The 25,122-nt window shown below is 61.0% G+C and carries 25 protein-coding genes; 10 read left to right on the top strand and 15 right to left on the bottom strand.

Features of this window, described 5'->3' with window-relative positions; all coding sequences use genetic code 11:
* Positions 1-29: 29 nt before the first annotated feature.
* The 7 genes from GRI44_RS10485 to GRI44_RS14080 form a co-directional block, all read right to left on the bottom strand.
* Positions 30-1,259 carry a murein hydrolase activator EnvC family protein gene (locus tag GRI44_RS10485; RefSeq protein WP_160601740.1) on the bottom strand — a complete coding sequence of 410 codons (1,230 nt, stop codon included), beginning with the start codon at positions 1,257-1,259 and terminating at the stop codon, positions 30-32.
* A gap of 20 nt (positions 1,260-1,279) precedes the next feature.
* The gene (locus tag GRI44_RS10490) at positions 1,280-1,702 is read right to left on the bottom strand and encodes a 23S rRNA (pseudouridine(1915)-N(3))-methyltransferase RlmH (protein ID WP_160601741.1); all 423 of its coding nucleotides are present in this window, start codon (positions 1,700-1,702) and stop codon (positions 1,280-1,282) included.
* A 43-nt stretch (positions 1,703-1,745) separates the two neighbouring features.
* Positions 1,746-2,135 carry a ribosome silencing factor gene (rsfS, locus tag GRI44_RS10495; protein ID WP_160602341.1) on the bottom strand — a complete coding sequence of 130 codons (390 nt, stop codon included), beginning with the start codon at positions 2,133-2,135 and terminating at the stop codon, positions 1,746-1,748.
* 102 nt (positions 2,136-2,237) lie between these two features.
* Positions 2,238-2,927 carry a nicotinate-nucleotide adenylyltransferase gene (locus tag GRI44_RS10500; RefSeq protein ID WP_160601742.1) on the bottom strand — a complete coding sequence of 230 codons (690 nt, stop codon included), beginning with the start codon at positions 2,925-2,927 and terminating at the stop codon, positions 2,238-2,240.
* A 29-nt stretch (positions 2,928-2,956) separates the two neighbouring features.
* Positions 2,957-3,997, bottom strand: coding sequence for an aldo/keto reductase (locus tag GRI44_RS10505; protein WP_160601743.1), 1,041 nt, complete (start codon positions 3,995-3,997; stop codon positions 2,957-2,959).
* A gap of 29 nt (positions 3,998-4,026) precedes the next feature.
* Positions 4,027-5,316 (bottom strand): glutamate-5-semialdehyde dehydrogenase, encoded by a 1,290-nt coding sequence (locus tag GRI44_RS10510; protein ID WP_160601744.1) that lies wholly within the window; start codon positions 5,314-5,316, stop codon positions 4,027-4,029.
* The gene (locus GRI44_RS14080; RefSeq protein WP_269800999.1) at positions 5,313-5,438 is read right to left on the bottom strand and encodes a hypothetical protein; all 126 of its coding nucleotides are present in this window, start codon (positions 5,436-5,438) and stop codon (positions 5,313-5,315) included. The genes GRI44_RS10510 and GRI44_RS14080 overlap by 4 nt, the downstream gene beginning before the upstream one ends.
* Before the next feature lie 171 nt (positions 5,439-5,609).
* On the opposite strand from GRI44_RS14080, the gene GRI44_RS10515 reads away from it, so the two are divergent.
* Together GRI44_RS10515 and GRI44_RS10520 are read left to right on the top strand one after the other, a co-directional pair.
* The gene (locus GRI44_RS10515; protein ID WP_332872433.1) at positions 5,610-6,728 is read left to right on the top strand and encodes a peptidoglycan DD-metalloendopeptidase family protein; all 1,119 of its coding nucleotides are present in this window, start codon (positions 5,610-5,612) and stop codon (positions 6,726-6,728) included.
* Entirely contained in the window at positions 6,718-7,137 is a 420-nt protein-coding gene (locus GRI44_RS10520; RefSeq protein ID WP_202386321.1) for a bactofilin family protein, read from the top strand. The genes GRI44_RS10515 and GRI44_RS10520 overlap by 11 nt, the downstream gene beginning before the upstream one ends.
* Positions 7,138-7,181: 44 nt before the next feature.
* Here GRI44_RS10520 and GRI44_RS10525 read toward each other — a convergent pair whose 3' ends face one another.
* From GRI44_RS10525 to GRI44_RS10535, 3 genes are all read right to left on the bottom strand, one after another.
* Positions 7,182-8,855: a long-chain-fatty-acid--CoA ligase gene (locus tag GRI44_RS10525; protein ID WP_160601747.1), complete on the bottom strand. Its 1,674-nt coding sequence runs from the start codon at positions 8,853-8,855 to the stop codon at positions 7,182-7,184.
* A 177-nt stretch (positions 8,856-9,032) separates the two neighbouring features.
* Positions 9,033-9,773: a DUF1013 domain-containing protein gene (locus tag GRI44_RS10530; RefSeq protein ID WP_160601748.1), complete on the bottom strand. Its 741-nt coding sequence runs from the start codon at positions 9,771-9,773 to the stop codon at positions 9,033-9,035.
* 229 nt (positions 9,774-10,002) lie between these two features.
* A complete protein-coding gene (locus GRI44_RS10535) occupies positions 10,003-11,016 on the bottom strand; it encodes an NAD(P)H-quinone oxidoreductase (protein WP_160601749.1) in 1,014 nt (337 codons plus the stop codon).
* A gap of 119 nt (positions 11,017-11,135) precedes the next feature.
* Between GRI44_RS10535 and GRI44_RS10540 the strand changes: the two genes are divergently transcribed.
* The 5 genes from GRI44_RS10540 (at position 11,136) to GRI44_RS10560 (ending at position 17,314) form a co-directional block, all read left to right on the top strand.
* Positions 11,136-11,336, top strand: a complete 201-nt coding sequence (locus tag GRI44_RS10540; RefSeq protein WP_160601750.1) for a DUF1192 domain-containing protein — start codon at positions 11,136-11,138, stop codon at positions 11,334-11,336.
* Between the two features lie 152 nt (positions 11,337-11,488).
* The gene (clpA, locus tag GRI44_RS10545; protein WP_160601751.1) at positions 11,489-13,882 is read left to right on the top strand and encodes an ATP-dependent Clp protease ATP-binding subunit ClpA; all 2,394 of its coding nucleotides are present in this window, start codon (positions 11,489-11,491) and stop codon (positions 13,880-13,882) included.
* A gap of 72 nt (positions 13,883-13,954) precedes the next feature.
* Positions 13,955-14,959 carry a ligase-associated DNA damage response exonuclease gene (locus GRI44_RS10550; RefSeq protein WP_160601752.1) on the top strand — a complete coding sequence of 335 codons (1,005 nt, stop codon included), beginning with the start codon at positions 13,955-13,957 and terminating at the stop codon, positions 14,957-14,959.
* On the top strand, positions 14,960-16,582 hold the full coding sequence (locus GRI44_RS10555; protein ID WP_160601753.1) for a cisplatin damage response ATP-dependent DNA ligase: 1,623 nt from the start codon (positions 14,960-14,962) through the stop codon (positions 16,580-16,582). It abuts the gene before it with no gap.
* Positions 16,583-16,660: 78 nt separating this feature from the next.
* Complete coding sequence (locus tag GRI44_RS10560) at positions 16,661-17,314, top strand: YoaK family protein (RefSeq protein WP_160601754.1); 654 nt, start codon at positions 16,661-16,663, stop codon at positions 17,312-17,314.
* Here the strand turns inward: GRI44_RS10560 and GRI44_RS10565 are convergent.
* The 5 genes from GRI44_RS10565 to GRI44_RS10585 are packed head-to-tail and all read right to left on the bottom strand — an operon-like array spanning position 17,299 to position 21,451.
* A complete protein-coding gene (locus tag GRI44_RS10565; RefSeq protein WP_160602342.1) occupies positions 17,299-17,580 on the bottom strand; it encodes a DUF167 domain-containing protein in 282 nt (93 codons plus the stop codon). The two genes, GRI44_RS10560 and GRI44_RS10565, sit on opposite strands and share 16 nt — an antisense overlap.
* Positions 17,561-18,154, bottom strand: a complete 594-nt coding sequence (locus GRI44_RS10570; protein WP_160601755.1) for a gamma carbonic anhydrase family protein — start codon at positions 18,152-18,154, stop codon at positions 17,561-17,563. Before GRI44_RS10570 ends, GRI44_RS10565 begins: the two co-directional genes overlap by 20 nt.
* A complete protein-coding gene (locus tag GRI44_RS10575; protein ID WP_160601756.1) occupies positions 18,151-18,753 on the bottom strand; it encodes a GNAT family N-acetyltransferase in 603 nt (200 codons plus the stop codon). The genes GRI44_RS10570 and GRI44_RS10575 overlap by 4 nt, the downstream gene beginning before the upstream one ends.
* The gene (gene hemB / locus GRI44_RS10580) at positions 18,746-19,741 is read right to left on the bottom strand and encodes a porphobilinogen synthase (RefSeq protein WP_160601757.1); all 996 of its coding nucleotides are present in this window, start codon (positions 19,739-19,741) and stop codon (positions 18,746-18,748) included. Before hemB ends, GRI44_RS10575 begins: the two co-directional genes overlap by 8 nt.
* Before the next feature lie 36 nt (positions 19,742-19,777).
* The gene (locus tag GRI44_RS10585; RefSeq protein WP_232843110.1) at positions 19,778-21,451 is read right to left on the bottom strand and encodes a M23 family metallopeptidase; all 1,674 of its coding nucleotides are present in this window, start codon (positions 21,449-21,451) and stop codon (positions 19,778-19,780) included.
* Between the two features lie 165 nt (positions 21,452-21,616).
* Between GRI44_RS10585 and GRI44_RS10590 the strand changes: the two genes are divergently transcribed.
* The 3 genes from GRI44_RS10590 to fdxA are packed head-to-tail and all read left to right on the top strand — an operon-like array spanning position 21,617 to position 25,091.
* Positions 21,617-24,415, top strand: a complete 2,799-nt coding sequence (locus GRI44_RS10590; protein ID WP_160601758.1) for a helicase-related protein — start codon at positions 21,617-21,619, stop codon at positions 24,413-24,415.
* A 13-nt stretch (positions 24,416-24,428) separates the two neighbouring features.
* Positions 24,429-24,737, top strand: coding sequence for an RNA-binding S4 domain-containing protein (locus GRI44_RS10595; protein ID WP_160602344.1), 309 nt, complete (start codon positions 24,429-24,431; stop codon positions 24,735-24,737).
* A 15-nt stretch (positions 24,738-24,752) separates the two neighbouring features.
* Positions 24,753-25,091, top strand: a complete 339-nt coding sequence (gene fdxA / locus GRI44_RS10600; protein ID WP_160601759.1) for a ferredoxin FdxA — start codon at positions 24,753-24,755, stop codon at positions 25,089-25,091.
* The last annotated feature ends 31 nt before the right edge of the window (positions 25,092-25,122 follow it).

Consider the following 25,122-nt stretch of genomic DNA (forward strand, 5'->3'; position numbering starts at 1 on the left):
AACGCAGGCTTGCGCGGAATAAACCACCGCTAACGCAGATAGTCGACCGGGTTCACAGGTTCGCCATTGCGGCGCAGTTCCAGCGTGATGATGGGCCTGCCTGCGCCTGCAACGCCCAGCGGGCTGCCGCCCACTACGCCCTCGCCCACTTCGACATCGTTGCGGGCAAGGCCCGTCACAAGGCTGGTCCAGCCGCCGGGATGTTCGATGATCACGATCCGGCCATAGCCTTTGTAGGCACCTGCAAAGACCACGCGTCCCGCGGCGGGCGAAACCACTTGCGCGCCGCTGCGCGAAGCCAGCGAAATGCCGTTACTGGCAATCCCCCCGTCTCCCGGCGCGCCGAACCCGGCCACCGTGCGACCGTTGACGGGTAGCTGAAACTGGCGCGGCGCCGTGGTTGGCGGCGCATTGACAGGCTGGGTCGCGGCCATCACCTCCGAGGCTTGCGGCCGGTCAGGGCGCATGATGGGGCCAGGCAATGCGGCCAGTTGCTTGCGCAAGGCACCCGCCGCATCCAGCGTGCGGGCCAGCGAATCAAGATCGCGGGCTTCTTCTGCCAGCGCCAGTGCGCGTTCCACCTCGCGGTTGGCATTACCGCTGGCGCGGCGTGACGCGATGCGCTGCTTCGTTTCCAGCGCGGCGAGGCTTTGCTTCCTGCCGGCCAGAACGCTTTCGTTTTTCTGCATCGCCGCAAGCGCAGCGCGGGCCCCCTGTTCCAGCCGGCGTGCACGCTCAATTTCAGCGCGCAGCCCGGCGGTTCTGGCGCGCACCTGCGGCAGGGTCGCCCCCAGCATCGCGCGCAGATAGACTGTGTCCTGCAGTGAACCGGGGCGAAGCGCAGACAGGGCCAGCGGCCGGCGCGCCATTTTCTGCAAGGATGCAGTCAGCCGGATCAGCGGTTCACGCTTTTGCGCCAGCCGGTTGTCGAGCGCGGCACGCTGTCCGTCAATCAGCGAAATCTGTGCTTCTGCGGCAGCGATGCCGGCTTCCGCCTGCTGAATGCGCGCTGCCAGAGCAGCCGCCTCACGGGCGGTTTTATCTGCCGAGCGCGTGGCCCGCCGGGCCTGCATCTCCAGCCGTTTGCTGCGCATTTCGGCATCGGCGGCCTGTGCATGGGCGCTTTTCAGGGCAGCGCGGGTCTGGGCAGGCGTGTCGAACTGGCCAATTTCTTGAGCTGACTGCTGGGCACCCTGCTGGGCGATCGCACTTGTGGCAAGAAGCGCCAGAACAGCGACAAGAGAGACAGAACGCGACATCGTGGCGTCACTTTGCCCGATTAATTGGCGCGATGATAGGGATGGCCTGCAACGATGGTCGTCGCGCGGTAGAGTTGTTCCATTAACATGGCGCGGGCCAGCAGATGCGGCCAGGTGGCATTGCCGAATGCGACCAGCAGATCGGCTTCCTGACGGTCCTGTGCTGAATGGCCATCTGCCGCGCCCAGTACAAAGCGGGCTTCGCGGATCCCGCTGTCACGCCATTCGCCAAGAATGGCGGCAAATTCCCCGGACGACAGATTGCGCCCGCGCTCATCCATCAGGACAGTGCGGCACGGCGTTTGGGGATCGGGGATACGGCCGCCTGTTTCAGGCAGTTCGGTCAGTTTTACAGGCCAGGTCAGCCGCTTTTCATAGCGCGCGACCAGTTCTGCCTCTGGCGAGCGGGCAATTTTACCGCGGGCGATGACATGAAGCAGCATAGGTGCGTTTCCCCCGGCCCATCAGGCCGGGGAAAGGGGGGGATCAGGCTGTGCCGGAAACCGGCGGTGCATCACCAAAGGCCCACATGCGTTCCAGGTTATAGAAACTGCGGACTTCCGGGCGGAACAGGTGAACCACGACGTCACCTGCATCCAGCAACACCCAGTCAGCGGCTGGCAAACCTTCAAGCCGGACCGGGCCATGGCCCGCCTTCTTGACGATTTCCGCCAGTTTCTGGGCAATGGAAGCCACCTGCCGGGTTGAACGGCCCGAAGCAATGACCATGAAATCGGCGATGCTCGACTTACCCTCAAGCGGGATCGAGACGATATCCTGCGCCTGATCCTCCTCCAGCTGTTCCATCACCAAAGCGTGGAGCGAGCCGGGAACCGGGGCCGGGGCCGAAGCCGGGTCGAGTGCGTCTTCAACCATCGGCGTGTTGGCCGACGAAGCGTTTTCTGTGTGCGCCTGAGTCATAGGCGAAGTCATTTCTCCTGAATGTGCATGCGTAAGCCATGAGGGTTACAACGCACATCATGGTGCAGTTGTTTCCATCTGACTGTCTGGTCGCATCACGATGGGGCGATGGGTAATCTGGTCACGCGGTGGAATGGATGACATGCGCGATGCCCAATCCGGATCAACACGGCGAATAGCCGTGGCCGAACGGGAATCAGGATCGAAACGCAAAGTCACCAGTGCCGGTGCGCTCCATTCGCCCCTCTGTCTGAATCTGGCAGCAGGCATTCGATAACGCCTGAACCAGGCCATTGCGGGGCTTGCAACAGCATGGCCATCATAGCCGGGCCGGGCGATAACCGCAATCGGCATCGTCCGACCTATTTCCCGCCAGTTTTGCCAGAGGTGAAACTGGGCCAGATTGTCCGACCCCATCAGCCAGACAAATTCCACCTTGGGATAACGCAGTGCCAGCATTTTCAGCGTATCAACCGTGTAACGCGTCCCCAAATCACGTTCTATCGCGGTAACCCTGATCGGCGCGCGGCGCGCCTGCGCCATCGCGGACCGGACGCGGGCAGCCAGATTTGCCATCCCTTTTTTCGGTTTTAACGGGTTGCCGGGCGATACCATCCACCACACTTCATCAAGGCCCAGCGCCTTTATCGCGAACAGGCTGATGCGGCGGTGGCCACCATGGGCAGGGTTGAAACTGCCGCCCAGCAGACCGATTCGTTTGCGCCCTCCAGGAATGCTGCCACCCATCTATTGTTCGGCATTCGGGGTAATGCTGCTCACTTGGCCGGTGCCTGACCGGCCTTTACCCCTTTGCGATATTCGCTCTGCCGTTCGATCATCCAGCCGGGGTATTCAGCGCGCGGCTTGCATGATGCGTCCAGCTTCGCCATCTCGTCTGCATCCAGTTTGACGCCCACAGCGCCAAGATTATCGTCCAGCTGCTCCGGTTTTTTCGCCCCGATAATCACAGTGCTGACGGCAGGTTTGGCAAGCAGCCATGCAAGGGCGATTTGCGGCACGGTTGCGCCCTTGGCATCGGCAATTTCGCGCATGACATCCACCGCATCATACGCCTTGTCCTTGTTCACCGGGGGAAAATCGAAATTGGTCCGCCGCCCTTCAGCCTCGCCATCGCGGGTGTATTTGCCGCTGAGGAAACCGCCGGCCAGCGGGCTCCACACCATCAGCCCCAGCCCTTCGCTTTCCAGCATGGGCACCACATCGCGTTCCAGATCGCGGCCAGCGATGGAATAATAGGCCTGCAGCGACGCGAATTTTTCAAAACCGCGCTTTTCCGACAGGCCAAGCGATTTGGCGATCTGCCACGCGGCCCAATTGGAAACGCCAATATAGCGCACCCGGCCCGAACGGACGATATCATCCAGCGCGCGCAGCGTTTCTTCCATGGGGGTAACAGGGTCCCAGCCGTGAATCTGGTAAAGATCAACATGGTCAAGCTGCAGCCGCTCAAGGCTGGCATCGATCTGGTTCATCAGGTGATAGCGCGACGCACCGCGATCATTGATGCCATCGCCCATAGGCCCCAAAGCCTTGGTCGCAATGACCACATCGCTGCGGGCAATGCCCAGGTCTTTCAGCGCCTGGCCGGTAATCTTTTCCGACAGGCCATTGGAATAGACATTGGCCGTGTCGAGAAAATTAACTTCCGCATCCAGCGCGCCTTTTACAAGCTCGTTGGATTTTTCCTGATCCAGCGCGCCAATGGCGGTCCACATACCCTCGCCGCCGAAGGTCATAGTGCCAAGGCACAGCTCGGACACGAACAGGCCGGTATTTCCCAGTTGGTTGTAGCGCATGATCTGTAATGCTCCCTTATCAGGCCCAATCAGGGGCGGACCTGCCCGTTCCCCCGCACCAGCCATTTATAGGTAGTCAGCCCTTCCAGTGCGACGGGACCACGGGCGTGCAGCCGCCCTGTGGCAATGCCGATTTCCGCGCCCAGCCCGAATTCCCCGCCATCGGCAAATTGCGACGATGCGTTGACCATCACGATTGCCGAATCGACCTCGGCCAGAAATTCCTCGGCCACTGCGTCATCCGCTGTGACGATGGTGTCTGTATGATGCGAACCATGCGCCGCAATGTGGGCCATGGCCGCTTCCACCCCGTCCACCATGGCAACAGACACTATAGAATCGAGATATTCTGTACCCCAGTCCTGCCCGGTGGCAGCGATGATGCGCCGGTCAATTGCCTGCGCCCGGGCATCACCGCGCACTTCGCAGCCGCTATCCAGCATAGTGCCCAGCAAGGCGGACGCATCAGGATATGCAGCATCGATCAACAGTGTTTCCAGTGCGCCGCAAATGCCGGTGCGGCGCATTTTGGCATTCACTGCAATAGTGCGCGCCATTTCCGGGTCCGCGCCGTGGTGGATATAGGTGTGGCAGATCCCGTCGAGATGGGCGAGGACGGGCACGCGCGCATCCGCCTGAACGCGCGCAACCAGGCTTTTGCCGCCGCGCGGAATGATCATGTCGATCAGGCCGGCTGCCGCCAGCATCGCGCCCACGGCATCGCGGTCCTGCGTGGGCATCAATTGCACGGCATCTGCGGGCACGCCGGCAGATGTGAGGCCGCGGATCATGGCTGCATGAATGGCGCGGTTGGAATGCAGCGCATCCGTACCGCCGCGCAGCAGCACGGCATTGCCCGCCCGCACGCACAGGGCCGCCGCATCCGCAGTGACGTTGGGCCGGCTTTCATAAATTATGCCGAGCAGGCCGATCGGCACCCTGACACGGTCCAGAACCAGCCCGTTGGGGCGCTGATTGCGGTCGATTCGCTGCCCCACCGGGTCTGGCAAGCCTGCCACCTGGTCCACTGCGGCAGCCAGCGCATCGATCCGGCCTGCATCCAGGGCCAGCCGGTCGATCAGGGCAGCCGACAGGCCAGCTTCGGCGCCAGCGGTAATATCGAGGGCATTGGCTGCCAGGATTTCGTCCTTCGATCCGCGCAATTCACTGGCAGCGCTTTGTAATGCATCGGTTTTTTCGCGGTCAGCCATGCGGGCGAGTTTACGCTGCGCCGTCCGCCCGGCCGCGGCCAGCCCTTGCACAAGCGTGGTCATGGCCTCGTTTTCGCCAGTTTTGCGATTAAGGTTGTTGCTGTTCATGCCGCAAGCGTAGCAAGCAGCCGCACATATGTCAGCGCGTAACTGCCTGCCAGCAGGGCTGTTATGGGTGTGGAAAGCGGATGCGAACCTTCCTCGGCATCTATTGTTCCCGACTTTTTCAAAAAATTTCCCATATGCGAAACGTTTCATCGCAAGAGTCTGTCAGTTGGGCTGTTTGGAACCCTCCCGGATTCGCCCCATGCGGATTCGCATGATAGCCGCCCGCACACAATGAAACGGGACGTGGGGTCATTTTGACTAACAATATCACCGCAAGCGGGATTCTGACCCGCCTGCGGACCTGGTTTCCGGATCGCGAATTTTTCATGCGATCCCAGGGACAGGTCCGCTTTATCAAGATTTCATCCAGACTGCAGATCATCGCAGCGGCCCTGACCGTGGGTATTCTGCTGGCGTGGGCCATTTCCATCGCCGTCCTGGGCTGGAGCCAGTATCGCACGCAGGCAGACCGCACATCGCTGCTGCTGCGGGAAGCGAAAGTGGCCACCGCCGAAGACCGCGTGGCCGAATATAGCAGCGAGATTGACGGCGTTGCCAAGGATCTGGTCAAGCGTCAGACTTTCATCGAAGATATGGTTTCGGCGCTGCCTGACGATGTGAAGGCAGAAGAAACCGTCAGCGATTCTGCGGATGAAACAGACCAGACCATTGCGAAGGTCAGCGCGCTCATTCCCGAGGCTGCCGGCCTTGCGCGGATAGAAGCGCGGCAAATTGCCTTTGTCGAACGCCTGACGCGCTTTGCAGACCGCCGTTCGCAGCGCGCTGCCGATGCGATTCGCAAGCTCGGTCTTGACCCCAATGCCATGCTGCGGGGCGCTGACAGGTCGGCCATGGGTGGTCCGCTCGAAACGCTGGCCACAGGCGCCAATGGCAAGATTGACCCGCGCTTTGAACGGCTCGGCCTCAGCCTGGCGCGGATGGCGGCACTGGAACGCGGGCTCGACGGTGTGCCCCAGGTCATGCCTGCCAGTATAGACAATATCTCGTCCGGCTTCGGTTACAGGCGCGATCCGTTCAATGGCAGCGGCGCCATGCACAAGGGCCTTGATTTCCGCGGCCCCATTGGCGCCCCCATCCATGCGGCGGCAGCTGGCAAGATCAGCTTTGTCGGGCAGAAATCGGGTTACGGCAATGTTGTGGAAGTAAGCCACGGCAACGGTCTGATGACCCGCTATGCCCATATGTCGAAATTTGCTGCCAGGATTGGCCAGAAAGTCACTGCCGGTGATGTCATCGGTGCCATTGGCAGCACTGGCCGTTCCACTGGCCCGCACCTCCATTTCGAAGTGCGCATCAATGATCGCGCGGTCAATCCGCGCCCTTTCCTGGAGATTGCTCCCGATGTTCTCAAAGAAGCCCGATCAGGCGCCACGCGCCAGCATGGCGAGTAAGCCCATGGCCAATGGCAGTTCCACCTTTTCGGTGATTGGCAGCGATGTCACCATCAAGGGCAATATTTCCGCCAGCACCGAACTCCATGTTGATGGCCGTATCGAAGGTGACATACGCTGTGCCTCGCTGGTGCAAGGCGAAGGCAGCGTGGTGCATGGCGCGATTGAAGCGGAAAGCGCCCGACTGTCGGGCACGGTAGTCGGCTCCATTTCGGCGCGCGAACTGGTCGTGCTCAGAAGCGCGCGGATCGAAGGCGATGTTCATTATGACGCGCTGACGATCGAACAGGGCGCCGAAGTGGAAGGCCGGTTTGCGCACCGTGTCCCGGAGCACCGTGATGTAGACCAGACCGCGGGCGATAAAGCCGCATCTGCCGAGGGCGAACCCAAGCTAACCCTGGCCAGCTGACGTTGTCATCCGGCTTATCCGGATGCTGGCCCGGATGAAAATTATCAGCGGCCGACTTCGAGCCGTAACGCCTTGCGGTCGAGTTTGCCGATCATGGTTTTGGGCAATTCGTCGCGCAGCACCACGGCTTTCACGCGTTCATGCTTGCCCACGCGGCTGTTCAGCCATTTTGCCAGGCTTTCGCCCGTGGCATCCGCGCCATCATTCAGCGTGACATAGGCTTCGGGCATTTCGCCCAGATAAGCATCCGCCACGCCGATCACCAGCGCTTCCTTGACCGCAGGGTTTTCGACCAGCACGGCTTCCACCTGGCTGGGAAACACCTTGAACCCGCCAACCGCGATCATATCCTTGCTGCGGTCCACAATCGCGATGAAGCCGTCTTCATCCTGCGTGGCGATATCGCCGGTGCGGAGCCACAATTCGCCGTCCACTTCGACAAAAGCGGTCTTCACATCATCGGGCCTGTTCCAGTAACCCTGCATGATCTGCGGGCCGCGCACGACCAGTTCGCCCGCTTCCCCGTCAGGCGCAGGCTGGCTGACATCTTCCTTGTCGCGCAGTCGGATGCGTGTTTGCGGCAGAACCTGGCCGATTGTGCCGGGCTTGCGCCTGCCGTCATACGGATTGACCGACACCACGCCTGAACTTTCAGTCAGGCCATAGCCTTCCACCAGCCGTGCACCCGATACCGCTTCGAATTTGTCGCGTACCGGTGCCGGAAGCGGCGCGCCGCCGGAAATACAGATGCGGAGCGAGGAAAAATCGGTCTTGGAAATATCGGGATGGTCAAGCAGCGCCTGAAACATGGTCGGCACGCCGGGAAAGGCATTGGGGCGCATGCGGCCAATGGTTTTCAGCGCCTGCCCCGCATCGAACCGCGGCAGCATGGAAATGCAGCCGCCCTTGGCCACGGTGCGGTTCAATACGCAGGTGTTGGCGAACACATGGAACATGGGCAGCACGCCCAGAATAATGTCGGGCACATCCCGGTCAAACGGGTCGATGGCATCAACCTGCTGCGCATTGGCGGCAAGGTTGGCATGGGTCAGCATGGCGCCCTTGGGCACGCCGGTGGTGCCGCCTGTATATTGCAGCAAGGCCAAGTCTTTATCGGGATCGATTGCCACCGTCGTTGGCGCATCAGCGCCAAGGGCGCTGTCCCACGAGGCAACATCGCTGCGCGTGGGCATTGGCGCAATCTGCTTGCGGCCCAGTATTTTCAGGGCAATCCGCTTAGTCAGCGGCAACATATCGCCCAAGCGGCCTACAACCAGCTGTTGCAGGGACGATGCATCCAGCACTTTAATCGCTGTAGGCAGCAGGGATGCGACATTGAGGGTGACCAGCAATCTGGTGCCGGAATCTTCCACCTGATGGGTCAGTTCCTCGGCGCTGTAGAGGGGCGAGAAATTGACCACGATGGCACCCGCCATCATGGCCCCGTAATAGGCAGAAATATAGATCGGGACATTGGGCAGAAACAGGCCGACGCGGTCGCCCTTGCCAATGCCCATTGCCTGAAGGCCGGCGGCAAAACGCCGCGCTTCGTCATACAGCGAGGTATAGGAATAGGTGCGGCCCAGAAATTCCGCCAGCGGCGCAGCTGGCGTTGCCGCCGTGGTGGCGGCGAACATCGCGGGCAGGGACTGGCTTTTTATTGCCATGTCCCAGTTGCAGGGGTGCTGGTAGAGTTCGGGCGCGTTACTGACATCCATGTCAATTTATTGGCGCAGTGCGCCGTTGCAGGCAAGGGCTTTGCAACAGCGGAACCAAATATTCCGGGCATTTACGCCAGCAATTATAGGCGCATGCACGCCCGCGCTGATGGGCGCATGCAAACGGGCATGCACCCTGGCCCCCGATCGGGCCAGAGGTGCATGCTCATGCGTTAATCAGGGTGCCTGTGTGCCTGCATCGGCTGGCGCATCAGGCGTTTCGCCAGCTTCTGCGGCGCGCTTGGCTTCCAGCCATGCAGCAGCTTCTGCTTCCTGCGCTGCTTCTGACGCGGCCTTGACGCTGGCCGTGCGTTCCGCCCGCAATTCCTCGATCAGCTTCTCACGATCGGTCGCGCCGCTTGGTGCAGGTGCCGGTTCTTCCCCTTCGACAGGGGCGATGTTCTTGGATGCCTTGGCCACTACCGCGTCGAGTTCGCGCTGCGAACACAGGCCCAGCGTTACCGGGTCTTTCGCCTGGATGTTCTGGATATTCCAGTGCGACCGCTCGCGAATCGCGCCAATGGTGTTGCGCGTGGTGCCGATCAGCTTGGAAATCTGTGCGTCAGATACTTCGGGATGGTTGCGCAAAATCCACGCAATGCCATCGGGCTTGTCCTGCCGCTTGGACACCGGCGTGTAACGCGCGCCCTTGGTGCGGCTGACAGCCACCGGGGCCTTCTGCATTTTCAGACTATAGGAAGGATCGTTCTGACCTTTTTCGATTTCGGCCAGATTGAGTTCGCCTGAATGCACAGGATCACGGCCGGTATATTTGCTGCTGGCCAGATCATCAGCCATCGCCTGCACTTCCAGAATGTGGATGCCGCAAAACTCGGCAATCTGTTCGAACGCGAGTGCGGTATTATCCACCAGCCAGGTGGCAGTGGCGTGCGGCATTAGCGGGGTGGGTTGTGACATTGTGGATCTCCGCCCTTTCGGGCCCCAAAAAGAAGGCGCAAAATATAAGGGCCGCCCCTTGCGGAGCGGCCGTTGCTGGTCTGATTTAGGGCATCGCCTGCCTTTGGGCAAGTGAATTGGGCGGCACCTGTCTGCAGCGCCCGGCTTCGCAGTGGGATCAGCGTACGATGAACGGGCGCAATTTTCACCGGCAAAGCCGCCGGTCGCTGTCCGGATTATCGGCAGCGGATCAGATTTTCAGGACAATTTTGCCAATATGATCGCCCGCTTCCATCCGCGCATGGGCCAAAGCCACATCTTGCAGCGCAAATGTCTGGTCCATTTCCGGGCGCAGGCTGCCATCTTCGACAAAAGGCCACGCAATATCGGAAATTTCCTCGGCTACCGCCTGTTTGAAAGCATCCGGCCGCGCCCGCAGGGTGGACCCGGTCAGCATCAGGCGGCGGCTCATCACTTGTGCCATGTTGATTTCTGCCTGCATCCCGCCCAGCACGGCAATGGTAACATGGCGGCCATCTTCGGCAAGGCAGGCGAGATTGCGCGCCACATAATCGCCTGAAACCATGTCCAGCACCAGTTCCACACCCTTGCCACCGGTGATTTTCTTCACTTCCTCGACAAAATCGTTGGTCTTGTAATTGATCGAATGATCCGCGCCGATGGTGCGCGCGGCATCACATTTGCCGTCGCTGCCGCATGTGACGATGACCGTCAGGCCAAACAGCTTTGCCAGCTTGATTGCCATAGTGCCGATGCCGCTGGTGCCGCCATGCACCAGCAGGGTTTCCCCTTCACTCGCCCAGCCGCGTTCGAACACATTGTGCCACACGGTAAACAGGGTTTCGGGCAAGGCCGCCGCCTGCGCCAGATCCATGCCCCAAGGCACGGGCAGGCAATGGCCGTGTTTGGCAAGGCAATATTCGGCATAGCCGCCGCCTGTAACCAGCGCGCAGACCCTGGTGCCCACGACATCGGCCGGAACATCGCTGCCCGCTGCCACCACTTCGCCGGCGATTTCGAGGCCGGGTATGGGCGATGCGCCGGCCGGGGCCGGGTAAAACCCCTTGCGCTGGATGACATCGGGCCGGTTGACCCCGGCAAACGCCACCTTAATCAGCACTTCGCCTGCACCCGGTTGCGGCACCGGCAGCGTTTCAGCGCGGAAAACCTCCGGCCCGCCAGGCTGGTCAAACCCCATTGCCAGCATGGTTTGTGGTATCGATTGTTCGGTATTACTTGTCATCTGCACCCCTGACCGGGCCAGATCTGTGGCCCATGGGCGAAAAATCGCCCAATTTGCAGACAGAATTAGACACGCAACCCATTGACAGCAAGCACCAAGGGTTGGGATGATGCGAAGAGATGGAAGATACAGACCTTCCGCGCCCCAGAGGCGATGCTGCAGGCGAGCTGGCCGCAGAAGACCTTGCGCCTTATTCGCAGCACGAACTGGACGAGCGGATCGCCCTGCTCGAAGCCGAAATCACGAGGGTCAGGGCTCATCGGGACAAGGCATCTGCCCATCGCAGCGCCGCTGATGCCTTGTTCGGCAAGCCATCTTGATGTGCGGCGGGCCTCGAAATTTTCCGGGCCGTTCCCATATTGGTCGTAACCGGGCCATATCGGCCAAAATCAAGCGTGTGACTTTGTGTTGACGCGTCTGTTCATGACTTCCCGCAACGGGACATACTCTTCTCTCCTGGAAAGACAGTTGAATGCCTAGCTTCGCCCAAAACCTAGAAAAGACCCTTCACGCGGCCCTGACCCATGCGTCGGACCGGCAGCATGAATATGCCACTCTGGAACATCTGCTGCTGGCGCTGGTCGATGATACCGACGCGCAAGCGGTGATGAATGCCTGCGGGGTCGACCTGCATGAGCTGGGGTCGGTGGTGAAACAATATCTGGATCAGGAATATCAATCCCTGAAGACAGAAGATGATGCGGACCCCCAGCCCACTGCCGGTTTCCAACGGGTGATCCAGCGCGCCATCCTGCATGTCCAGTCTTCGGGCAAGGATACGGTAACGGGTGCCAATGTGCTGGTGGCGCTGTTTTCCGAACGCGATTCCTATGCGGTTTATTTTCTGCAGCAGCAGGATATGTCGCGGCTGGATGCAGTCAGCTTCATCAGCCACGGCATTGGCAAGGGCGGCAAACCAGCAGGCGGCAATGCCGCCCCGCAGGGCAGCGAAGATGCGGCCCAGTCCGAAGACAAGGGCAGCGAGGCAGGCGGCAAAAAGGATTCCGCTCTCGACCAGTTCTGCGTTGACCTCAATGCGAAAGCCCGCGCCGGCAAGATTGACCCGCTGATCGGCCGCGGCCCCGAAGTGGACCGCACGGTGCAGATCCTGTGCCGCCGGTCCAAGAACAACCCGCTTTACGTGGGCGACCCCGGCGTTGGCAAAACCGCTATTGCCGAAGGGCTGGCGCGCAAAATCGTCGAAGGCGATGTGCCCGAAGTGCTGGAAGAAGCAGTAATCTATTCGCTCGACATGGGGAGCCTGCTGGCAGGCACCCGCTATCGCGGTGATTTCGAGGAACGGCTGAAGCAGGTGGTGTCCGAACTCGAGAAAATGCCCCATGCAGTGCTGTTCATTGATGAAATTCACACGGTAATCGGCGCAGGCGCCACCAGCGGCGGCGCGATGGATGCGTCAAACCTGCTGAAACCGGCCCTGTCTGGCGGTTCCATCCGCTGCATCGGATCGACCACCTACAAGGAATTTCGCAACCATTTCGAAAAGGACCGCGCCCTGTTGCGCCGGTTCCAGAAAATCGATGTGAACGAACCCACGGTTGAAGACACGATCAAGATCCTGAAAGGATTGCGCACCGCATTTGAAGACCATCACAAGGTGAAATACACCCCTGATGCGATTAAGACCGCGGTGGAATTGTCGGCCCGCTACATCAATGACCGCAAATTGCCGGACAAGGCGATTGACGTGATCGACGAAGTCGGCGCGATGCAGATGCTGGTGCCCCCCAGCCGCCGCAAGAAAAAGATTACCTCGAAGGAAATTGAGCAGGTTATCGCGACCATGGCGCGCATCCCGCCCAAATCCGTCAGCAAGGATGACAAGAAAGCGCTGGAACATCTCTCGCGCGATCTGAAGCATGTCGTCTTTGGTCAGGACAAGGCGATCGAAGTGCTGTCGACCGCGATGAAACTGTCCCGCGCAGGCCTGCGCGATCCGGACAAGCCGATTGGCAGCTTCCTGTTCAGCGGCCCGACTGGCGTCGGCAAGACCGAAGTGGCGCGGCAGCTGGCCAGCATCATGGGCATTCCGCTGCAACGCTTCGACATGTCGGAATATATGGAACGCCACAGCGTTTCCCGCCTGATTGGCGCGCCTCCGGGCTATGTCGGCTATGATCAGGGCGGATTGCTGACCGATGCCATTGACCAGCAGCCGCACTGCGTGCTGCTGCTCGACGAGATCGAAAAGGCCCACCCTGATCTGTTCAACATCCTGTTGCAGGTGATGGATAATGGCCGCCTGACCGACCACCACGGCAAAACGGTAGATTTCCGCAATGTGGTGCTCGTGATGACGACCAATGCTGGCGCTGCCGACATGGCCCGCAGCGGCATCGGCTTTGGCGATGTTTCCAAGGAAGACGCCAGCGACGAAGCTGTCAAAAAGATGTTCACCCCGGAATTCCGCAACCGTCTGGATGCGATTGTGCCGTTCTCCTACCTCGGCAAGGAAACGGTCAACCGCGTGGTCGACAAGTTTATCCTGCAGCTGGAATTGCAGCTGGCGGACCAGAATGTGCACATCCAGTTTGACAGCGATGCGCGCACCTGGCTGGGCGACAAGGGGTATGACCGCCTGTATGGCGCCCGTCCGATGAGCAGGCTGATCCAGGATAAGATCAAGCAGCCGCTGGCCGAAGAACTGCTGTTCGGCAAATTGTCCGAAGGCGGCGAAGTGCATGTGACGGTGAAGGACGGCAAGCCATCCTTTGAAGTGACCCCTGCGCCGCCCAAAGCAGCGCCGAAACGCAAGGCTTCCAAGAAAGCCGCTGCCAAGGGAACCGAGACGCCGGCGCCCGACGCATCGGCGGATGAAGGGCCGGACGATAGCGGCGATCAAAGCTGATCGCCTGATGACAATGCCATAAATCGGGGCGCGCATCGGGAACGGTTCGCGCCCCGTTTTCATTCTAGCAGCATGATTGCAGATTTTTCGTGGATCCGGCCAGAGCCGCACGGCATCCACGTGGTGCCGGCAGATTGCTGGATTGATCCCTCTCGCGCAGTGGACAAGGCACTGGTAACGCACGGCCACGCCGACCACGCCCGCGGTGGCCATGGGCAGACCGTGGCCACGCCGGAAACATTGGCGATCATGAAGTTGCGCTACGCAACAGATGAAGGCGCGACGCCAGTTTCCTATGGCGAGACGATCCGCTTGCCCGGCGGTGTGGATGCTACCTACATCCCTGCTGGCCATGTGCTGGGATCAGCGCAGATCCTGCTGGAACATGGCGGCGAGAAAGTGATCGTCACCGGTGATTACAAACGCCGTGCTGACCCCACCTGCCCGCCGTTTGAAGTGACCCCGTGCGACATTCTGATTACCGAGGCGACCTTCGGCCTGCCGCTGTTCGTGCATCCGCCCATTACCGAAGAAGTCGGCAAATTACTGAAAGCGCTCAAGGACAACCCAGATCGCTGCGTGCTGGTGGGGGCCTATGCGCTGGGCAAGGCGCAGCGGGTCATCGCGGAATTGCGCGCAGCGGGCCACGATGCACCCATCTATCTGCATGGCGCGATGGAACGAATGTGCCGCCTGTACGAGGAACTCGGGGTCAATCTGGGTGATTTGCGGCTGGTGGCCGACCAGGAAAAAGATGCCATGCGCGGTTCTATCATCGTGTGCCCGCCATCTGCGCTGAATGACCGGTGGAGCAGGCGGCTGCCCGACCCGATTACGGCCATGGCCAGCGGCTGGATGCGCGTGCGCCAGCGCGCCCGCCAGCGCAATGTGGAATTGCCGCTGATCATTTCCGACCATGCTGATTGGGGCGAATTGACCCGCACCATCGAAGAAGTGAACCCGCATGAAAGCTGGATTACCCATGGGCGGGAGGAAGCGCTGCTGCGCTGGTGCCAGTTGCACCAGCGCCGGGCCCGCGCACTGGCCATGGTCGGTTATGATGACGAGGACGATTAGGTGGAAGAATTCGCCGCCCTGATCGATGCGCTGGTCTATACGCGCAGCCGCAATGCGAAGCTGGCGCTGATTGCGGAATATCTGCAAACTGCGCCTGACCCTGATCGCGGCTGGGCATTGGCAGCGCTGACTGACGGGCTGGATTTCAAGGCTGTTAAATCCAGCACCATCCGCAATCTGATGAAAGAGCGGGTGGACCCGCTCTTGTGGACCCTCAGCCGCGATTTTGTGGGCGATACGGCAGAAACGGCCAGCCTGTTGTGGCCCGAACCCATGCATGACGTCGATGCGCCACCGGGCGTGGCAGAAGCCGTGGAATTGCTCAGCGCGATGACCAGGGCCAGCGTGGTGACGCAATTGCCGCACATGCTGGACCGGCTTGACCCGTCGGGCCGCTATGCCCTGTTGAAACTGGCCACCGGCGCCATGCGGATCGGAATTTCCGCGCGGCTGGGCAAGGTCGCCTTTGCGCAGGCCTTCGGTGTCAGCGTGGATGATGTGGAAGAATATTGGCACGCGCTGCAGCCGCCCTATGCCGAACTTTTCGCCTGGGCGGCAGATGGCGCGGCCCCGCCCGAAACGGAAAACCTGCCGCTGTTCCGTCCGTTCATGCTGGCCCATCCGCTGGAAGATCTGACCGTATCGATGGAGGATTATGCGGCGGAATGGAAATGGGACGGCATCCGGGTCCAACTGGTTCATGTCACCAACGAAGATGGCGGGGAAACCCGGCTTTATTCCCGCTCCGGCGATGATATTTCAGCCACATTCCCCGAATTGCTCGGCGCTTTGAAAATTCCCGCCGTGCTGGACGGGGAATTGCTGGTGCGCGGTGCGGTGCAGGGCGGTGAACAGAATGACCGGACGCAAGGCGGGGCGGCCAGTTTCAACGCCTTGCAGCAGCGCCTTGGCCGCAAGACCGTGAGCAAGAAAATGCTCGCCGAAGCACCGGCCTTTGTTCGGCTGTATGATGCATTGGCAATCGAAGGCGAGGATTTGCGCCCATTGGGGTGGTCCGACCGGCGCAAGCGGCTGGAAAGTTTCATGCCGCGTTTGCCGGCCAGCCATTTTGATCTGTCGAACATTGTCGAGGCGGCCAGTTTCGAACAGTTGGCGGAAATCCGCGAAACGGCGCGCGATGATGCGATCGAAGGGTTGATGCTCAAACGCCGTGACGCGCCCTATATTGCCGGGCGCAGGGCGGGCCTGTGGTATAAGTGGAAACGCGACCCGCTGCTGATTGATTGCGTGTTGATGTATGCCCAGCGCGGCAGCGGCAAACGCAGCAGCTTCTATTCCGATTACACGTTCGGTTGCTGGAACGGCGACCCGGATGCCGGCGCGGAACTGCTGCCGGTGGGCAAAGCCTATTCTGGCTTCACTGACGAGGAACTGAAAAAGATCGACCGTCATGTGCGCCAGAATACGCTGAACCGGTTCGGCCCGGTGCGCGAAACGGACAAGACCCTCGTGTTCGAAGTCGCGTTCGATTCTGTTCATCAGAGCAAGCGCCACAAATCCGGTCTCGCCATGCGTTTCCCGCGCATCCACCGGATCAGGTGGGACAAACCGGCGCACGAGGCGGACCGCATTACCGCGTTGGAAGCCCTGATTCGGGACTGAGCCGCAATGCGCCGCATTGCAATGTATGTGTTGGCGGGCTTGCGTTGGCAGGCTGGCGGTGTTTGAACATAGTCCAACATGAACCGATATGACCGATCCCGCAGATTGCTTGCCATCGCGATTGCAGCATTGGCTGGTTTTGTCGATGCGTCAGGCTTTCTTGCAGGCGACCGGTATTTTGTATCTTTCATGTCCGGCAATACCACCCGTCTGGCAGTCGATCTTACGTCCGATATCAGGCAGGCCATGATCCCTCTTGGTCTGATTACTGGCTTTGTGCTGGGCGTAACCTTGGGGGCCATCACCTCTGATCGCGCAGGCAAATGGCGCAAGACCGCAGTGCTGGCCTTGTCCACCCTGCTTCTATGCGGCGCAGCGCTGGCCCGTGAATATGGCTCCATCGCAGCGATGATGGCCGCATTGGTTTTGGCAATGGGCACGTTAAACAACAGCTTTCGGCGCAATGGCGAAGTCACCGTGGGCGTCACTTATATGACAGGCAGCCTGGTTCGCATCGGACAGGCCATCGCCGCTGCGATACAGGGCCGCCCACTGGCAGGCTGGGCCAGCACTGTGCTACTATGGGCAGGGCTGGTTGGCGGGGCAATTGCTGGCGCTGTAACCTACAGCGCCGCACCCTATTATGCGCTTGGTCTGGCGGCCGGGTGGAGCGCGGCCCTGGCGCTGTTTGCCAGCCGGATAGAACGCCGGTCCGCTCACTCAGAAATCTGAAATTGCTTGTCGCGCCCAGTTGCGCCGCGCAACATGCGAAGCCGTGACGTCGGCAGACACAGGCATTTTGCGAGCAATTTCAGCACTGCTTCATTCGCTTCGCCATCGGTCGGGCGGGCGCGCACTTTCAGGTGCAGTTTTCCTGCAACGATGGCCGCCGCTTCCTCCCGCGCGCCCGGGGTAACCCGCACCGCCAGCCGCCCCGCGCCATCCGCCAGAGCATGGATGGCCTGCGGTGGGGGCAGATCAGCCTTCGCCCGCGCCAAGGCCCGCTGCATTCACTGCTGCGCCGTGATGCCGTGCATTTTCGGCATAATGGGCCACGCCCATGCGCATTCCGGCAATGGCCGCATCGTTCAATTCGCGCATGAACCGCGCCGGGCGGCCGCCCCACAGGCTTCGCGGTTCCATGATCTTGCCTTCGGTCAGCATGGCACCTGCGGCCAGCATGGCATCAGAACCGATGCGCGCCTTGTTCATCGCAATCGCGCCCAACCCCATGAAGCCGCGGTCTTCGATGATACAGCCATGGACCATGGCCAGATGGCCAACCAGCACATCATCACCGATGATGCAGGGCGAGCCCTCTTCATCGCCGGGGCGCGCAGGGTCGCAATGGACCACGCTGCCATCCTGGATGTTGCTGCGCTGGCCAATGACAATGCGGCTGACATCTGCGCGCAGTACGCAATTATACCAGATGCTGGCATCCGCGCCGATTTCCACATCCCCGATGATGCGGCAGCCAGGTGCAATAAAGGCACTGTCATGAATGCGCGGGCTTTTGCCGTGGACCGGGATGATTGTGACACCGGGCCGGTGTGCATTTGGTGTGGTCATGGCTGTTTCTCCCAATCTTCGCGGCGCCCATCATTTCTGACGGCCGAATAAACGATAGTGTCGCGCCACGGCGGGTCATATCGCACATCGGCATAGTCCAGATCTTCGCGGCGTTTCATGCCCAGACGGATCATCAGCCCCCAGCTTGGCCTGTTATCGATGACCGTCAGTGCCACGATTTCCTTCGCGCCAAACCGGGCAAAGCCTGCGTCCATGGCCGCTTGCGCAGCTTCGCGGGCGTAACCCTTGCCCCATGCGTCCTGGCGGAAACGCCAGCCGATTTCCATCGCGCCGGTTACAGAACTGCCCGGTGCATCAGCGCGTTTCAACCCGCAAAAGCCGAGCACTTCGCCGGCCAGATGGCCGCCATCGTCCTCGCGTTCCACCAGCCAGAAACAGTGACCGTTACGCGCGGCGCAATTTTCCACCCTGCTGCGCTGGATGGCCATGTGATCAGCGTCCATCACCCCGCCCAGCCATTCCATAACCGCAGGGGTGTTGGTGTGCCGGAAAAACGCTGCCCAGTCAGCATCGCCCTGCCAGTCGCGCAGGACCAGCCGCTCAGTTTCAGCGCGAAATCCGGGGGTCCTGTCAGCCATTCATCAACCTTGCCGCATGGGCCGCATGATAGGTAAGGACGCCGGTGCAGCCTGCCCGTTTGAACGCCATCAGCGTTTCCATCACCAACGCATCCCGTTCGCCCGCACCTGCGGCAGCAGCGGCTTCGATCATCGCATATTCCCCGCTCACCTGATAGGCGAAGACCGGCACATCGAAGCGGTCCTTAACCCGCGCCACAATGTCGAGATAGGGCAGGCCCGGCTTGACCATGACGCTGTCAGCCCCTTCGGCAATATCCAGCGCCACTTCGCGCAGGGCCTCATCTGTATTGGCAGGGTCCATCTGGTAGCTTTTCTTGTCACCTTTCAGCAATCCGCCAGAGCCGACTGCATCGCGAAACGGGCCATAGAATGCCGAGGCATATTTGGCGGCGTAACTCATGATCTGGACATTATGATGCCCGCCCATTTCCAGGGCCATGCGGATGGCGCGCACGCGGCCATCCATCATGTCGGACGGGGCGATGATATCAGCGCCCGCGTCGGCCTGGTTTATCGCCTGATCGACCAGCACGGCCACTGTATCGTCGTTGCGTACATAGCCTGCATCGTCTGTGAGACCGTCCTGCCCGTGCGACGTATAAGGGTCCAGCGCGACATCGGTCAGAATGCCGATGTCATTGCCGCAGGCATCCCGAACGGCTTTGATGGCGCGGCACATCAGATTGTCGGGGTTCAGCGCCTCGGCGCCATCATCGCTGCGCCGGTCAGCCTGCGTGTTGGGAAACAGGGCGATGCACGGAATGCCCAGCGCGGCCGCTTCGCGCGCGCGGGCAGCAATGCCATCAACCGACCAGCGGGACACGCCCGGCAGCGATGCAATGGGCTGATCCACGCCGTGACCCTCGGTAACAAACAGCGGCCAGATAAGATCGGCAGGGGTCAGCGTGGTTTCGCGGTGAAGTGCGCGGCTCCAGCCTGATGAACGGGTCCGGCGCAGGCGAAGGTTGGGATAGGATGCGGTCATGCAAGCATCTGTTGCCGCAATCGGCGTAAAATTCAATCAGCCGATTTTTCTGGGCTGCTCCACCTTGTCGATTTCCCTGACCGGGGCTGTCTCCACCTCGCCTGTTGCAGGGGTCATGGACGCAAGCGCGGCACCGGGCGTAACATTGCGCAACTTTGCCAGCGTTGCGCGGAACTGCTGCAATTCAGCGCCTGACAGCTGGGCACGCGTGACAAAACGGACAGAAGCCGGATCAACCGCGCGGCCCGAACGATACATTTCATAATGCAGATGCGCGCCGGTCGAAAGGCCGGTGGAGCCGACATAGCCAATCACCTGCCCGCGGCGAACGGCCTGTCCGCCGCGCACTGCCATCCGGCTCATGTGGCAATAGCGGGTTTGCAGATCCCCGCCGTGGCTGAGCCGGACTGCATTGCCGCAGCCGCCCATTCTGCCCGCCCCGCTGACCGTGCCATCAGTCACCGCGACAATAGGTGTGCCGTAACCGGCGCGGAAATCCATGCCGGCATGCATGCGCCTGTATCCCAGAATGGGATGGCGCCGCATACCGAAACGTGACGAGATACTGCCCGGCACTGGTGCCACCAGCCCGGCGCGCTGTTCGCCAACCCCTGATGCTTCGAAAAACCGGCCTTCCTTGCCCCAGCGCATCAATTGCGTGGCTTGCCGCCCGCTGCGTTCAATACCGGCATACAGCAGCTGGCCTGCCTGCCGTTCGCCGGTGGCGGCGCGTTTATGGGCAATGATGATGTCAAACGTGTCGTTCGCACCCACCGCACGTTCCATATCAACCTGCTGGCCCAGCGTTTTGAGATATTGCTGCACGGCGCTGGCAGGCGCACCAGCCGCGCGGGCAGACCGATACAGGCTCTGGCCGACAACGCCGCGAATACGCAGCGGCGTTTCATCCACGCGGATGGGTTTGCGCTGCAGGGCCAGCGTGCCCCCGCTCCGCTCGATCCCCAGTTCCAGATCAAACCGCGCACGGAAGGCCAGCGCATCCAGCGGTCGCGGGGATCCGGGTGATGGACGCCTGCCAAGGGTAATATCCACTTGCGTTCCCGGCTCGATATCGCCCAGCGGCATCGTGCGGGCGACCATTTCGCTGACCCGCGCAGCATCTGCCGCGCCCACCCCTGCGCGTTGCAGCATGCGCCCAAAACTGTCCCCGCTGACCAATGTGGCCAGCATCTGAACCTGCGGCCGTTCGGGCGCGGAACGCAGCGGCACCACCGCATCGGTTGCACCCATGTGGCGGCCGCTGTCACTCCCCAGTGCCAGAGGCAGGATCATGTGGCTGCGGAATTCATCCCGCGCCTGGGCATCCAGTGACATGGCCGGTGCCGCTTCGAGCGGCGCGAAATCCGGCCAAAAGGCAATCGCGATTGCGGATAGGCCAAGCAGTGTGCCGACCCCGCGAAACCAGCGGCCACTGCCGATTTTTTCCGCCAGATCGGGGGCGAGGTCCATTTTCTCGAAGCGTTGCGACATGGCCAGGCGCCATTCTTCAAACTTTTCGGTCAGGCTGCGTGCGCGCTGCAGTACAAGCTGCCGCGCGTCGGTTGTTCCCGTTCCGGCATCGTCTGAAATAATCTGCGCATGAGACAGGGTAACGGTGGCAGTATTACCCGCCCCGCCCGCCATATTGCCTTCAAATCCGCGCGGATAATGCAGCGCGCCCTCCTGTGTCGGCCTTAATGCAAAAGCCATTTCCTGATCCCGTAACGCCCTTTGCCGCTTTTCCTGCACTTTTAAAGTTAATGTCGATTTAAGCTGCGATGATCTGCATCGCTGACAGGACAAGCTGTTGACGCTGCACGACAAGAGCTTGTCGCAAGGCATGTGCGATGCCACATTCAGCCTGTGACCCGTCGCATGTCAGATACTTCAACGCTCAAGGCTGTCCTTGGGCCGACCAACACCGGCAAGACCCACTTGGCGATTGAGCGGATGTGTGGCCATTCCAGCGGTGCCATCGGCTTTCCCCTTCGCCTGCTTGCGCGCGAGGTGTATGACCGTGTCTGCGCCATCAAGGGCGAGGCGCAGGTTGCGCTGATTACCGGCGAAGAACGGATCGAGCCGCCCACCGCGCGCTATATGTGCTGCACTGCCGAAGCCATGCCGGTGTTCGGCGCTGCACGCGGCGATACTGGCGGTTTTGCTACAAGCGGGGCATTCAGGAACCAGCCGCCATCCTTTGTGGCGCTGGATGAAGCGCAACTGGGTGCCAACCGTGAACGGGGCCATATTTTCACCGACCGGCTGCTGAATGCCCGCGGACGTGATGAAACCATGCTGTTGGGTGCAGCCACGCTGGAACCCATGGTGCGCGCCCTGCTTCCACGCGCGGAAATCATCCAGCGGCCACGGTTTTCCACCCTGTCGCATATTGGCCCGCGCAAATTATCCCGCCTGCCGCCGCGCAGCGCCATTGTCGCCTTTTCGGCGGAGCAGGTTTACGCTGTGGCAGAAATGCTGCGCCGTTTCCGGGGCGGGTCTGCCATTGTCATGGGCGCTCTCAGCCCTGATACCCGCAACCGGCAGGTGGAACTGTTCCAGTCGGGCGAAGTGGATTACATCGTCGCCACCGATGCCATCGGCATGGGTCTCAATCTTGATATCAACCATGTCGCCTTCGCTTCCCTGACCAAATTCGACGGGGTCAGACAGCGCAGGCTTTTTCCGGCCGAAATGGCGCAGATTGCAGGCCGTGCGGGGCGCCATCAGCGCGATGGAACATTCGGCACATTATCCGGCATGGGCGGGCGCCATGCGGATAATCCCGAATTTACCGAAGAAGAAATCTACGCGGTGGAAGAACACCGCTTTGCCCCCGTCACCAAGCTGTTCTGGCGCGATGCCCAGCCGCGTTTCGACAGTGTGGCCATGCTGATCGGCGATCTGGAAGCGCCGCCGCAGGACCAGGGGCTGGAACCGGTGCTGACGCTTGCCCCGGAAGCGATCGACCTTGCCGTGCTGAAACGGCTGGCTGAAGAACCCTTCGCCAGCGACATTCGTGGACAGGCCAATGTCCGGCGCTTCTGGGCAGTCTGTTCGCTGCCGGATTTCCGCCAGCAGGGGGCCGATACGCACAGCCGCTTCGTGGCGCGTTTGTGGCAGGATTTGCGCGGCGGATATCTGGGTTCGGATTATGTCGCGGCACGAATTTCCGAACTGGACAATGTTCAGGGCGACATTCACACGTTACAGGGCCGGATCGCCGCGATCCGCAGCTGGTCCTATATCTGCCAGCGGCCCGACTGGGTTCTGGCGCGCGACGAGATGGCGGCACGCGCCCGTGCAGTGGAAGCCCGGCTTTCCGATGCGCTGCATGGCCGCCTGACAGAGAGATTCGTTAACCGGAGGACTGCAATCCTGATGAAAACGCTGGGACAGGATGCTTCACTGCTGCCCGTTACACTATCGGATGAAGGCACCATGCTGGTGGAGGACGAGCCGATAGGCAAGATAAGCGCGTTCCGCTTCGCCGTGGACCACGAAGCCAGCCATATAGATCGCAAGATGCTGTTGGCCGCTGGCGAAAAATCCCTGCCGCGCATTTTGACGCAGCGGGCTGACGCATTGATCGAGGCAGGCTTTGCCGGCGTTTCAATCGACAAGGGCAGCCTGTGGTGGGAAGGTGAACGGATTGCGCAGCTGGAACTGGCGGCGGGCTCGGCCACCCCGCGCATCCTGCCCGCACGCGAATTGAATGTGCTGGCCGATGCCACGAAGGCCCGCCTGGTTGGCGCGCTGGAAGAATGGCTTGCCAGCAAGACTGCGGCGCTGGAACCCCTGGCCAAGCTGGAAGAAGCCTCGCGCGATCCGGCCGCAGGTTCAGAAGCGCGGGCGCTGCTGATTGCCCTTCTGGCAGGGCATGGCCATGTCACCCGCGAACAGGCAGGGCTGGAACATTTGCCCAAGGAAACGAGGCCGTTCCTGCGCCGGCTTGGCGTCACTTTCGGGGCGCTCGACATTTTTGCACCAGCCTTGCTTAAACCTGCGCCGCGCCAGATGCTGCATGCACTCGGGCGGGACCGGCGGCCGGTGCATTCCGCAATGGTGCCGGTCATTGCAGGCACAGGCCAACTGCCCTCGGGCTATCGCCCTGCAGGCGAACAGGCCGTTCGCATCGACATTGCGGAAAAACTGTTTCGCGCTGCCCATGATGCGCGCGGCAGAAGCGGGCGCCGCAAATTTGCGATTGACCCGTCGCTGGCCATTTCCACGGGACTGACGCCGGACAGCTATCGCCGCCTGATGGGTGTGGCCGGTTTCCGCCAGCTTTCTGCACGCCCGCTGGCAGAGGGAGCATTTGGCCCGCCAGCGCCGGATATGTGGGAATGGCGCCCGGCATCACGCACCCCGCACAAGACGGGCGGCAATCGCAAAACGGGCGGCGCTGCGGGCAGCCGGAAGTCCGGTGCGGCAAAATCCGGCGCAGTAACATCTGATACCGGCCAATCTGCTACAGGCCAATCTCATACCGGCCAGTCTGGTGCCCGAAAATCAAATGCACCGCGATCACAAAGCGGCAGACAGGCAGACGGCAGCCGGCGCGGCAATCAGGACAGACGAAATACGCCCCAGCAGCGGGAGCGGCAGCCAGACAAGCCGGTCAATGCGCCAGCCACGGGCAAGGCACTTGCCGGTCTGGCCGACCTGTTACGGTAGCGCGCATTTGGCCATGCGGATCGACAGGCTGTTTTGCTATCTGCGCTTTGCCCGCACCCGCAGCCTGTCGCATCGCCTGATTGATGAAGGCCATATCCGCCGCAACGGGGTGCGCGTGTGCCGTGCCAGCCAGCCGGTTGCGGTGGGCGATGTGCTGACTTTCCCCTGGGGCAGCGGGGTCCTGGTGATCGAACTGCTGGCGCTGCCGGCGCGGCGCGGTTCGCCTGCCGAAGCGCAAAGTTTTTATCGGATGCTTGACCAGCAGGGCCAAACCGCCATAGCACCGGACAACAGTTTAACAGCCTCAGATATTCAGGACTAAGGGGAACACGCAGCCATGACTTATGTCGTTACCGACGCTTGCATCAAATGCAAATATACCGACTGCGTCGAAGTTTGCCCGGTAGACTGCTTCTACGAAGGCGAAACGATGCTGGTCATCAACCCCAGCGAATGTATCGATTGCGGCGTTTGCGAACCTGAATGCCCCGCCGAAGCGATTTTGCCCGATACCGAAGACAATCTGGAAAAGTGGTTGGAACTGAACACCAAATATTCGGCTGAATGGCCCAATATCACCACCCAGAAAGATCCGCCGGAAGATGCCGACGAACATAAGGGCGAAGAAGACAAGTTCGACAAATACTTCACGCCTGAACCGGGCGAAGGCGACTAGATTTTTGCGGCAACGCAGGACAGGGGCAATG

The sequence above is a fragment of the Allopontixanthobacter confluentis genome (assembly GCF_009827615.1).
Taxonomy (GTDB): domain Bacteria; phylum Pseudomonadota; class Alphaproteobacteria; order Sphingomonadales; family Sphingomonadaceae; genus Allopontixanthobacter; species Allopontixanthobacter confluentis.

Coding starts and splice junctions, on each gene's coding strand:
- GRI44_RS10485 (WP_160601740.1), bottom strand. CDS start 1,259: ATGTCGCGTTCTGTCTCTCTTGTCGCTGTTCTGGCGCTTCTTGCCACA.
- GRI44_RS10490 (WP_160601741.1), bottom strand. CDS start 1,702: ATGCTGCTTCATGTCATCGCCCGCGGTAAAATTGCCCGCTCGCCAGAG.
- rsfS (WP_160602341.1), bottom strand. CDS start 2,135: ATGGTTGAAGACGCACTCGACCCGGCTTCGGCCCCGGCCCCGGTTCCC.
- GRI44_RS10500 (WP_160601742.1), bottom strand. CDS start 2,927: ATGGGTGGCAGCATTCCTGGAGGGCGCAAACGAATCGGTCTGCTGGGC.
- GRI44_RS10505 (WP_160601743.1), bottom strand. CDS start 3,997: ATGCGCTACAACCAACTGGGAAATACCGGCCTGTTCGTGTCCGAGCTG.
- GRI44_RS10510 (WP_160601744.1), bottom strand. CDS start 5,316: ATGAACAGCAACAACCTTAATCGCAAAACTGGCGAAAACGAGGCCATG.
- GRI44_RS10520 (WP_202386321.1), top strand. CDS start 6,718: ATGGCGAGTAAGCCCATGGCCAATGGCAGTTCCACCTTTTCGGTGATT.
- GRI44_RS10525 (WP_160601747.1), bottom strand. CDS start 8,855: ATGGATGTCAGTAACGCGCCCGAACTCTACCAGCACCCCTGCAACTGG.
- GRI44_RS10530 (WP_160601748.1), bottom strand. CDS start 9,773: ATGTCACAACCCACCCCGCTAATGCCGCACGCCACTGCCACCTGGCTG.
- GRI44_RS10535 (WP_160601749.1), bottom strand. CDS start 11,016: ATGACAAGTAATACCGAACAATCGATACCACAAACCATGCTGGCAATG.
- GRI44_RS10540 (WP_160601750.1), top strand. CDS start 11,136: ATGGAAGATACAGACCTTCCGCGCCCCAGAGGCGATGCTGCAGGCGAG.
- clpA (WP_160601751.1), top strand. CDS start 11,489: ATGCCTAGCTTCGCCCAAAACCTAGAAAAGACCCTTCACGCGGCCCTG.
- GRI44_RS10550 (WP_160601752.1), top strand. CDS start 13,955: ATGATTGCAGATTTTTCGTGGATCCGGCCAGAGCCGCACGGCATCCAC.
- GRI44_RS10560 (WP_160601754.1), top strand. CDS start 16,661: ATGAACCGATATGACCGATCCCGCAGATTGCTTGCCATCGCGATTGCA.
- GRI44_RS10570 (WP_160601755.1), bottom strand. CDS start 18,154: ATGACCACACCAAATGCACACCGGCCCGGTGTCACAATCATCCCGGTC.
- GRI44_RS10575 (WP_160601756.1), bottom strand. CDS start 18,753: ATGGCTGACAGGACCCCCGGATTTCGCGCTGAAACTGAGCGGCTGGTC.
- hemB (WP_160601757.1), bottom strand. CDS start 19,741: ATGACCGCATCCTATCCCAACCTTCGCCTGCGCCGGACCCGTTCATCA.
- GRI44_RS10585 (WP_232843110.1), bottom strand. CDS start 21,451: ATGGCTTTTGCATTAAGGCCGACACAGGAGGGCGCGCTGCATTATCCG.
- GRI44_RS10590 (WP_160601758.1), top strand. CDS start 21,617: ATGTCAGATACTTCAACGCTCAAGGCTGTCCTTGGGCCGACCAACACC.
- GRI44_RS10595 (WP_160602344.1), top strand. CDS start 24,429: ATGCGGATCGACAGGCTGTTTTGCTATCTGCGCTTTGCCCGCACCCGC.
- fdxA (WP_160601759.1), top strand. CDS start 24,753: ATGACTTATGTCGTTACCGACGCTTGCATCAAATGCAAATATACCGAC.